General features: G+C 61.1%; 8 protein-coding genes and 1 tRNA gene. 2 read left to right on the top strand and 7 right to left on the bottom strand.

The window, feature by feature from the left end:
- Positions 1 to 2 precede the first annotated feature (2 nt).
- The gene (locus WBF74_RS12285) at positions 3 to 1,415 is read right to left on the bottom strand and encodes a TolC family outer membrane protein (RefSeq protein WP_424440267.1); all 1,413 of its coding nucleotides are present in this window, start codon (positions 1,413 to 1,415) and stop codon (positions 3 to 5) included.
- Between the two features lie 148 nt (positions 1,416 to 1,563).
- Positions 1,564 to 2,226: a protein-L-isoaspartate O-methyltransferase family protein gene (locus WBF74_RS12280; protein ID WP_424440264.1), complete on the bottom strand. Its 663-nt coding sequence runs from the start codon at positions 2,224 to 2,226 to the stop codon at positions 1,564 to 1,566.
- A 261-nt stretch (positions 2,227 to 2,487) separates the two neighbouring features.
- Between WBF74_RS12280 and WBF74_RS12275 the strand changes: the two genes are divergently transcribed.
- Positions 2,488 to 2,561, top strand: a tRNA-Cys gene (locus WBF74_RS12275).
- A 43-nt stretch (positions 2,562 to 2,604) separates the two neighbouring features.
- On the opposite strand, the gene WBF74_RS12270 is transcribed toward WBF74_RS12275, so the two are convergent.
- From WBF74_RS12270 to WBF74_RS12260, 3 genes are read right to left on the bottom strand one after another with little or no spacing between them, the layout of a single operon-like run.
- Entirely contained in the window at positions 2,605 to 3,927 is a 1,323-nt protein-coding gene (locus WBF74_RS12270) for an O-antigen ligase family protein (RefSeq protein WP_424440261.1), read from the bottom strand.
- Position 3,928: 1 nt separating this feature from the next.
- Positions 3,929 to 5,116 (bottom strand): glycosyltransferase, encoded by a 1,188-nt coding sequence (locus tag WBF74_RS12265; protein WP_424440258.1) that lies wholly within the window; start codon positions 5,114 to 5,116, stop codon positions 3,929 to 3,931.
- A complete protein-coding gene (locus WBF74_RS12260) occupies positions 5,116 to 5,676 on the bottom strand; it encodes a polysaccharide biosynthesis/export family protein (protein WP_424440255.1) in 561 nt (186 codons plus the stop codon). The genes WBF74_RS12265 and WBF74_RS12260 overlap by 1 nt, the downstream gene beginning before the upstream one ends.
- Positions 5,677 to 5,912: 236 nt before the next feature.
- On the opposite strand from WBF74_RS12260, the gene WBF74_RS12255 reads away from it, so the two are divergent.
- Positions 5,913 to 8,129, top strand: a complete 2,217-nt coding sequence (locus WBF74_RS12255; RefSeq protein WP_424440252.1) for a GumC family protein — start codon at positions 5,913 to 5,915, stop codon at positions 8,127 to 8,129.
- 9 nt (positions 8,130 to 8,138) lie between these two features.
- Here WBF74_RS12255 and WBF74_RS12250 read toward each other — a convergent pair whose 3' ends face one another.
- Positions 8,139 to 9,053 (bottom strand): cupin-like domain-containing protein, encoded by a 915-nt coding sequence (locus WBF74_RS12250; RefSeq protein WP_424440249.1) that lies wholly within the window; start codon positions 9,051 to 9,053, stop codon positions 8,139 to 8,141.
- The coding region (locus WBF74_RS12245) for a GNAT family N-acetyltransferase (RefSeq protein WP_424440246.1) at positions 9,037 to 9,862 on the bottom strand (826 nt) is incomplete at its 5' end. The genes WBF74_RS12250 and WBF74_RS12245, both read right to left, overlap by 17 nt.

Here is a 9,862-nt window from a genome sequence, read left to right as displayed (position 1 = left end):
GATTACTCGTCGCTCGCCGTGCCGAAGCCGATCCACTTGTTGCGAACCTCGCCATAATTGGCAGCCGGATCGTAATACTCGACCGGCAATTCGAGGTTGCGCGCCGTCAGAAGCCCCATCGCCGCGAGAAGCCCGTATTCGGCCACGGCAAGGTCACGCTCGGCGCTGACAAGCGAAACGCGGGTGTTGAGATATTCCTGCTCGGCATTCAGCACATCAAGCGTGGTGCGCGCACCAACTTCCGATTCCTGCTTCACGCCTTCAAGCGCAATCTCGCTCGCCCGCACGGCTTCGCGGGTGGAGACAATGCCGGCACGGGAGGCCCGCAGCACTTCCCAGGCATTGCGCACCGCCTCATGCACTTCGCGCTGCGCCGCCATCACCTGCATGCGGCTCTCATTATTGAGTTCCTTCGCCTGACGGACCTGCGAATATTCGACGCCGCTCTGGTAAAGCGGCACGGTCAGCACGCCAAGGATCGAGCTTTCTTCCACATCGCGGATGGTGCTCGCAGGGTCGCGGCCATAGCGATATTGGGCCTGCACATCGAAAGTCGGCAGCAGCGCACCCTTGGCGACGTTGATTGCCTCGCGGCTCGCCGCTTCGGCATGGCGGGCAGCTCGCAATGTCGGATTGTTCATCTCGGCAATCTGGCGCGCGGCTTCTTCACTTTCGGGAAGGTCGGTCAGGCTTGCAGGCCGCTCCAGCGTGCCCGGCATCTGTCCCACCACCCGCTCATAGAAAGAGCGGCTTGCCGTGAGCTGTGCTTCAGCCGCAATGAGGTTCGCACGCGAAAGAGACAGCCGCGCTTCGGCCTGCGCCGTATCCGTGCGCGTCAGCTCGCCCACGCGGAAGCGATCCGTGGTCGCTTCAAGTTGGCGGCGCAGCACTTCGACGTTGTTCTTGTTGAGTTCGACGACACTCTGGTCGCGGATCACATCCATATACGCGCGCACCGCATTGAGCAGCGTCGCCTGCTCCACGCTTTCAAGGTTCGCGCGGCCCGCCATCACCACGGCCTCCGCCTGATCCGTGGCGCTGACCGTGCGGCCACCGGCAAAAAGATTCTGGCTCAGGGTGACAGCGCCATTGAGCGGACGCAGATCATCCCGCGAGGTGACGCCCGCATTGAGCGTCGTCTTGGTGTCCACCGCACCATAAGAGCCTTGCGCCTGCACGGAAGGACGCCAGCCGGACAGCGCCTGCGGCACCCGTTCGTCCGTGGCGCGCTGCTGTGCGCGCTGGGCCTGCAGCACAGGATTGGTCTGATAGGCTGCCGCCATCGCATCCACCAGCGTATCGGCCGAGGCCGTCGCAAGCGGCGAAAGGGCGACCAGCGCGGTCGTTCCCAGTATGATGGCGATGGACCGGAGAGAGGTTTTTTTGTCAGGGGACGTAATTCTGGACTTCTTCATTCTCGTTACTTCTCAGCTAACGGCGGCCTCGTCCCTCAACGCTTCCGCGAAATGAATTTCGTCCGGCAGGCTAAATGCAGGCGCGACGAAATGCTATTCCCCTATGGCACAGTATTTCGCTGGAATAGATGCAACCTGCTAGTAACTGTCAAAAAACAAAGGTCTCGACAGGTTCAAAACCGGGCAGGAAGGGAATATTGGCGTCAAAGGCGTCGCGCCCGCTGAAGCTGCCGGCGGAGCGAATATAGAGCCTCGCCCTGCCCGTCACCCCGTCGCCCACCACGACAACCAGCCGCCCCTCCTCACGGAGCTGATTCTCCAGCGCCTGGGGAACCGCGCTCACCATGCCATTGACGAAAATCACGTCATAGGGTGCCTGCGCGGCATGGCCCTGTTCCAGAGCGCCGTTGACGACCACCGCATTGTCAGCGCCAATCTCGCCGAGCAGCGCACCCGCCTGGGCCGCCAGCGCCGCGTCGCTCTCAAGGCCGATCACCGTACCGGCAAGCCGGGCAAGCACCGCCGTCGAATAGCCGGTGCCGCAGCCAATATCGAGAACGAGATCCTTCGAGGTGATTTTTGCAAGCTGGGCAAGCTTCCCGAACACGCGCGGCTCGATCAGATAGCGCGCGGGGCTTTCATCCGTCAGGCGAACACATTCGTCCATATAGGCGAGGCTCTGCCGGGCAGCCGGGACGAACCGTTCGCGCGGGACAGAGTTCATGGCGGCGAGGACTCGTTCATCCGTGACCCCGTTCACGCGAACCTGGCTTTCGACCATGTTGAGACGGGCAGCAGCGAAATCGGTCATATCTGGTCCTGATGACTATCCGGGCATCCGGGAAAGACGCTGAGAGGGTTGCCGCGTTTATAAAGCGCCCGAATGGCAAACTCAATTCGCTGAATGGGAGAACCCTTCCGAACCGCCCGCAAGGCTCTTTCGAGCGCCGGTCTGACCCCGGTTAACACCTCTTTGGGGCAGATGCGCAATGATGATTGTACCCGGGCGATGGAATTTGCTATACCCCGCCCGCCTTGCTGATGACGGACCTGTCCGGCGAAAGCAGGCGAAGGCCACGTGGCGGAGTGGTGACGCAGCGGACTGCAAATCCGTATACCCCGGTTCGATTCCGGGCGTGGCCTCCAATATTTCTCGGAAAATCAGCGTTTAGACGCCCAAACGGGCGCCTCAGGCCCGGAAACCGTCCGCCGGGGCAAGGCGGAATGTATCCGGCTGGTTGTTGCCCGCAAGAATCGGTCTGACAGCGCCCTTGCGCGCCTCGATTGCAAGGACCGCCCCCCAGAGCAGCCCGAGCAGCAGATAGAGGTGCCGCCAGTTGTTGATGTCGATGATGACGGCTTCCGCAAAATGCCCGACCAGAGCCGAGAAGATGACAACGAGTATCCCCGTCTCCGGTTCTCCCCGATAGGCCGCCCGCCAGCCGCGCACCAGAGAAAGCATCACGAAACCGATAAAGGCAAAACCGGAAAGGAAGCCGCCCGCCACCAGCACATGCAGATAGACATTATGGGTGTCGAGGTCGTTGATTATCGCCCATTGCGCAGGGCCAAGGCCGAGCGGCTTTTCCAGCACCATGCGGAAGGCCCGCTCCTGGCTCTCGAATCGGCCATGCTCCGGGTCGGTGTCGTAATTCTGCGTCAGCGAGGCGCGTTCGCTAAAAAGTGCTGAAACCTTCGGATCGGCAAGCGCAACCATAATGACAATGGCGCCCACAAGAACGGCGAGACCGGCAAAGACGATAAGCCGCATCGCCTGCTTTGCCGATTGCGAGGTCGCAAGCGTCATCACGAAGAAGACGAGTCCCGATAGCGCCATATTACCCCACGCACCGCGCGAGAAGCTGAGAAGCAACGCCAGAACAAGCACTCCAAGCGGCACCGCCATCCACAAGGAACGAACGGAGCCTGCCCGGCTCAGCATCATCGACAGAAACAGAACGGGCGCGACAAGAAACGGTCCGAAGACGTTAGGGTCGTTGAAAGTGCCTGTCGCGCGGCCATATTGCGTGAACATCTCCGCGCCGGGCACCACTCCGAAATAACCTGCGATACCCGCAAGAGCCGCGAATAGTGCAGCCACCGTATAAGCCCACATCATCTGCATCATGCGGCGCGCGGGGTCGGCATAGACCCAGGCCGCAAAAAAAAGAAATGAGCCGATGAGATAGATGGTCACGGTAAGCGACGGGCGCACACGATCAATGAACACAGCATTCAACGCGCCAATGCCATAGCCGATGATGACAAAGCCCCAAAGCGCGGCAGGCCAGCCAAGCCCGCGCGGCGGACGAAGTCCGAACATGAAGAGCAGCCCGACCGTGCCGACCATCAGCATGTCATAGGGCGTGGGCTGCTCCTGCCCCGCCTGTGACTTGACGTAAAAGCTCGTCAGCAGAACCAGCATGACAAGCATCTCGGCAAGCTGCACTGCCATTGGCCGCCGGGCGGTGCCTTGCGGCGCACGAAAGCTGTCTATCTGCCAGCCATCCATGTCAGCGCCCCACCTTTGTGAGCCGCGCATCATCCCCCATCAGCAAAGCGGCATCGGAAAGACCACGCCCCCGCGCGGCAAGCTTTGTGTAGAAGACGTCGATCTCCGCAACCATGCGACTTGCGGAAAAATGCTCGGCAACGCGGGAACGAAGCCGCATCGCAATGGTCCTTGTCGCATCAAGGTCGGTAAGCGCGGCTTCCATCGCCCCCGCAAGCGCAGCCGCATCCCGCGGCGGTACAAGATGTGCGGAAAGCGGGCCAAATATCTCCGGTATCCCGCCAACATCGGTCGCTATGAGGGGAACGCCTGCCGCTGCTGCTTCCAGCGCGACATAGGGCAGCGATTCATTCCAGGACGGCATCACCGCGATTTTCGCGAGTTTGAAGGCCTCACGCGCTGGCATCGCCCCCAGAAACTCGATGCGCACATGATCGCCCGCCGCCTTCGCCATTTCTTCAAAGCGAGCGCGATCCGGCCCTGCGCCGACAATGCGGATATGAACGCAACGCGCAAGAAGCGTGGCGGCCTCGATGAGTGTCGAGACGCCTTTCAGCATCCGCAATTCGCCGATGAACAGGAAATCGGCGGCATCGTCTGCCCGCTCGACAAGTGCAAACTCCTCATCCGACACGCCATTATGAATGACGGCGGTGACGCCTTTCGCTTCACCCACCTTTGCCAGATAGGCTTTCTGACTGAAAGCGGACTCGAAGATCACGCCATGAGTGCGGGCGCGCATTGCGCGTTCGGCGGTGAGATAGGCAAAGCCCTGAAGGCTTGTCGCCTCATAGTGAAGCGAGCCGCCATGCGGCGTATAGACCCGGAGCGTATCGTGCGGTGCAGGCGCAAGGCGAGCAAGCAGCCCGCCCTTTGCTCCATGACCATGCAGCACATTCGGCTTCAGCCGATGCGCTAGCGCACCGACATGGCGAATGTTCACGACATCACCAAGCCCCGGCAGGCGCGGCATGGAAAGCAGATGCAGCCCAAGGCTGCAATGGCGCTCAAGCAGCGCGAGCCGTTCTGCTGAAATGCCGTCATCCGGTGGCGCGGCGCTGACGACGCCGACCTCGATGCCCTCTTCACGCTGGCCGATGACAAGGTCACGAACATGGCGAAAAAGCCCGCCCATGGGCAGGCGCATGATATGCAGCACCCGCCGCTCGCCCTGCCCCGTCTTCTCCATCAGAAGAACCGTTCCTTGACGAGGATCGTGTCGCCCGGCATCACCACCGCCGTGCTGTCAACGCCGATTTCCACGATGCGGTCGCCTCTGGTGCGTGTGATCGTGATGCGGTCCTTGTTCGCGCGATAGGTGAAGCCGCCCGCAATCGCCGCTGCGTTCTGCACCGTCATGCCGTTCACATAAGGATACTTACCCGGCGTCTGCACCTCGCCCAGAATATAGAAGGGCCGGAACTGCGTGACCTGAATACTGACATTGGGATTGCGCAGAAGGCGCGCGCCAAGCTCGGCTTCCAGCGCCGCCTCAAACTCCTCTGCCGTCAGCCCGCGCGCATAGATGGGCGGAAGCAGCGGCACGGAAATGGCGCCTGTGCTGTCCACCGTGTACTCGCCGCTCAGGTCCGGTTGACCAAAGACGGTTACGCGGAGCTGATCGCCCGTGTCGAGATAATAGACCTCGGCACCTGTCGGCACCGGACGCTCGGCAATGATGCCGCGCGGCGCGCATGATGCCACAAAGAGGGTCATCAAAAGGATGAAGACACTGCGGAGCTTCATCATCTCTCACTTTCCAGACGGGGACATTCCTGACCGAAAGCTAGAGCCGTAAGGGTTAATTTTTTGGCAATTTCGTCCGGGCCAGGCCTGTCCTCGAGATGGGATTCACGCGGAAACCCGCGACAAATCGCTCCATATACTGTTTCGCGTTAAGGCTTCTGTTACCAAAAGCCCTTCTACTTGCATCCACGTCAGAACGCGGCCGGGCCCGGCTGCGCTGACGCCTGTGAGCGGAAGGCATGAGCAGCATCGAGACCAGTTCTCTCGTTTCGTTCGGTGATCGGCGGCGGTCGGTTCCCGATGAAAATGCAATCGGCGATATCTCGCCTTGGGAAGTGCTGCGTGGCATATGGGCACGCAAGCACATCATTCTGTGTGCCTTTGCGGCTTTCATGGTCGTAGCGATCTTCTGGATCGTGACGGCAACGCCCACCTATACGGTTGAAACCCGCGTGCTGCTCTCGCCGCGCTCCGGCGAAATTTCGACCTTCGACGATCAGAGCCTTCCGTCCCAGCCTGATCTCGAAACACTGCAAAGCGAAATTCAGGTCCTGACCTCGCGCCCGCTCATTGCGCGGCTTATCGCCGATCTCGGACTTGCAGCGAACCCCGAATTCAATCCCGCGCTCAACGCTCCCGGCTTTTTCGGGCGCATCGCCATTGCCTTCGGCATGCGCGAGCGCAACCCGCAGACAGATATCGAAGTCATCACCGATGTCGTGCTGTCGCGCCTTGAGGTCTATCAGAAGGCGAATTCTCGCGTGATCGCGATTGTTTTCACCTCTGCCGATCCGCGCATGGCAGCGATTGTGCCGAACCGTCTGGCCGAACTTTACATCGCCCAGCAGATCGAGCGCCGTACCGATGTGACGACTGAGGCGACGAAATGGCTCGCCGACCAGATCGAGGAATTGCGTCAGAAAGTGCAGGCATCAGAAGCCGCCGTGGAAGCCTTCCGGGCACAATCCGGTCTCTTTCTCACCAATGGCTCGACCCTGCCCCAGCAGCAGCTTACCGAACTCAACAGCCAGCTTTCGCAGGCCGAGGCGGATCGCGCGGCGGCGCAGGCAAAACTCAGCAATGCACGCACGCTTCTCGCCTCCGGTCAGGCCGTCAACACGGCGGCGGAGGTGCTCCAGTCGCCGCTGATCCAGAGTCTGCGTCAGGAAGAAGTGAAGCTGCGGGCCGAGCTTGCGCAAATGTCCGAGACGCTTCTCCCGACGCATCCAAAGATGCAGGAGACGCAAGCCAACCTCGCGGATCTTCAGCAGCAGATCGAAAAGGAAGTCCACAAGATCATCGAGGCGCTTGAAAATGAAGCCCGCGTTGCCGCTGCACGCGTGAACTCGCTGCGCACGAGCCTCGACCGCTTCCAGCGCCGCATGGGACAGATCAATCAGGATGAAGTGAAACTCCGTGCGCTCCAGCGCGAGGCGGATACGAACCGGGCGCTTCTTGAATCCTTCCTGCTCCGATATCAGCAGGCAAATGCGCGCGCCGAGGCGGATGCTTCTGCCGCCAATGCTCGTATCGTCTCCCGTGCGCAGCAACCGACCGAGCCGAGTTTCCCGCGCACTCAGTCTGCCATCACCTTCGCCGCGCTTGCCGGTCTCATATTCGCGTTCTGCGTCGCTTTCCTGCTCGAAGTCTTCCAGCGTGGCTTCCGCACCGGTGAACAGATCGAGCGCGCAACGGGCATGCCTTTTCTGGGCCTTCTGCCGGAAGCCGAACCGCATGCGTCGCGCTCGCAGGCGGCGGGCGAAATTCTCCGCAATCCGGCCGGCATCTACGCACAGGCGATCCGTACCCTGCAGGGCCACGTCCTGCTTGCCCGTGTAGGTGAACGCCGCGCGCAAAAGGTGCTTGTCACCTCCGCCGTCCCCGGCGAAGGCAAGACGACAACGGCCGTAAGCCTTGCCCGCGCCTTCGCGATGGGCGGCTACCGCACCATCATTATCGATGCTGATCTTCACGCTTCCGCCGTGCAGGACACACTCGGCGTCATGCGGCAACCGGGCCTCACCGACATGCTGATGGGCCGCGCAGGATTTCATCATGTCATCCGCAAGGATCCGCTGACGCAGGCGCATGTCATTCAGGCAGGCACAAATGTGCCAAACCCGACTGCCGCCCTTGCCTCCTCGCAGATGCAATGGGTGCTGACAGCGCTTCAGCAGACCTATGACTATGTGATTATCGATTCACCTGCCGCACTCGCCACGGCAGATGCGCAGGTGCTGGCGAAGCTCGCCGATGTGACCGTGCTCACCGTGAAATGGGCAGACACGGACCGCAAGCTCGTGGCCCGCGCGCTGAAGCTTCTCTCGGCTGCAAGCAGCCGCCGGGTCGGTATTCTGCTGACACAGGTAAATCTGAAGCGCTACAGCCGCTATGCTGCCGAGCCGATCGAGGCCTATGGGGCGCAGGCCCCGCGCCGCATGGTAGCGGCGCGGTAGCCTGCCGCATCAGCCTGCCGCAGTGGCAGCAGGTGCCTTCCGCCCGAAGAAAAGTGCAAGCGCCGCGTAACGGCCACCCACCAGCCGCTTCACACCGTCATAGATCGGACGGAGAACGTTATATGCGGCAACCTTCACATCATCCCAAAGCGGGCGTTCACCGGCTTCCGCCTGCGCCCAGCCAAACCGGCGCAGTATGGCGTTGATATAAGCGAGCTTCACCAGCCGCTCGGTTTCTTCCGTGTGCCATGTAATCGAAAAGGACACCGACACTTCATTGCCGTTCTGTACCCAGTGCGGAGCGAAGATCGGCACGAAAATGCCTTCGCCCGGCTCGATATGCTGGTGCGTCGCCTTCTCTTCGAACTTCTCCTCATAAGGCAGGTTGCGATGCTTGCCCGGATAAAGCTCCGAGTCCGCTTCGCTCACGATCTCGCGGTCCTTGGCATCGAAAAGCGACATGCGCTTGTTGCCGCGAATCTGAAGCAGGAAATTGAGTTCGGGATCCGAATGGAACGGCGTCACATTGCCGGGCGACGTGACAAAGATGAATGCCTGACGCTGGCGCGCACCGCCCATCAGCCCACCCGTCTGCTCGGCCACCTGATCGAGACAGGCATCGAGCAGCGCCTTGTATTCGGGGTCGCACTCGACATTCTTCAGCACCATCCAGGACTTCGCTTCTTCGATGCGGCGCACCGTTTCTTCCGGCGTCATGCCGTTTGACGGCGTCAGGTTCGGGTCCTGATTGGGCGCAACCGGCCCGTTGAACTCCACCTGATCGGCAGGCAGCGATGCCGCGAGACGCGCCAGACGATCAAGCTTGAACAGCGGATGATCTGCAAGCCGATGCGCGACACGGAAGCTTTCCCTCGGCATCGGGTCTGTGACACTCTCGCGCGAAACCTCAATCAGCCTTGTCATTTTCCATCTCCTTGCGGAACGCGTGGTAATAGGTCCGAAGCTTCGCGCGCAGCAGAGCCTCGGATTTGATTGCAAATGTCAGATAGCGTGTGGCGGGGCGGCCGAGCAGACCGCTACCGGCGACAAGCACGCTGCGCATGGCGCGGCGCTCGGCCCAGATATGGTCGATCATCGGGTGATCGGGCACGGCACAGGAATCCGCCCAGTCGATGCGCTCATCACCCTGCACCACGCCGATCAGCTTCAGCATCAGCAGCACACCGGGCGAATAGCGCGCATATTCCTCGTCAAACGCGATCTTGAATGTGGAGAGGCCGCGTCCGGCGCGGAAGCTCGTCAACATGGCGAGCGCCTTGCCATCGAGCGAGAGCTCCGTGCAATGCAGCTTGCCCTGCGGCTGCGCACCCCGGCAGATCTTCTCGAAATAGGCGCGCTGATCGGGATCGACCTTGAGCGCGGTGCCGCGCTTGCCTTTCCAGCCAGCCGCTTCAAGCGCCAGAAAGCGCTTCAGCCAGCCTTCGACATCCGACCCGTCATCAACAGAGAAGCTGAGTTCACCCAGCTCGGAAAGTCTGTTCCAAAGGCGGTTGAACTCCTTGCGCTTCTTCTTGCGGATATGGGTAGCGAGATATTCCTCTTCCGTGAGATCAGAAGAAATAAAGGCCCGCTCGTGACGATCCGTTTCAGCAACGAACCGCGCCTGCCGGGCCGTCACTTCTTCAAGCGCCGCCTCGAACGCACTTCCCGCGTCAAACATGGGAAATTCGACGGAAGCCACGCCGCGCATATCGGCAAGCGCGAGGAAGTGC

The organism is Parvibaculum sp. (assembly GCF_049672805.1).
GTDB lineage: Bacteria > Pseudomonadota > Alphaproteobacteria > Parvibaculales > Parvibaculaceae > Parvibaculum.
This window is presented reverse-complemented; position numbering and strand designations above follow the sequence as displayed.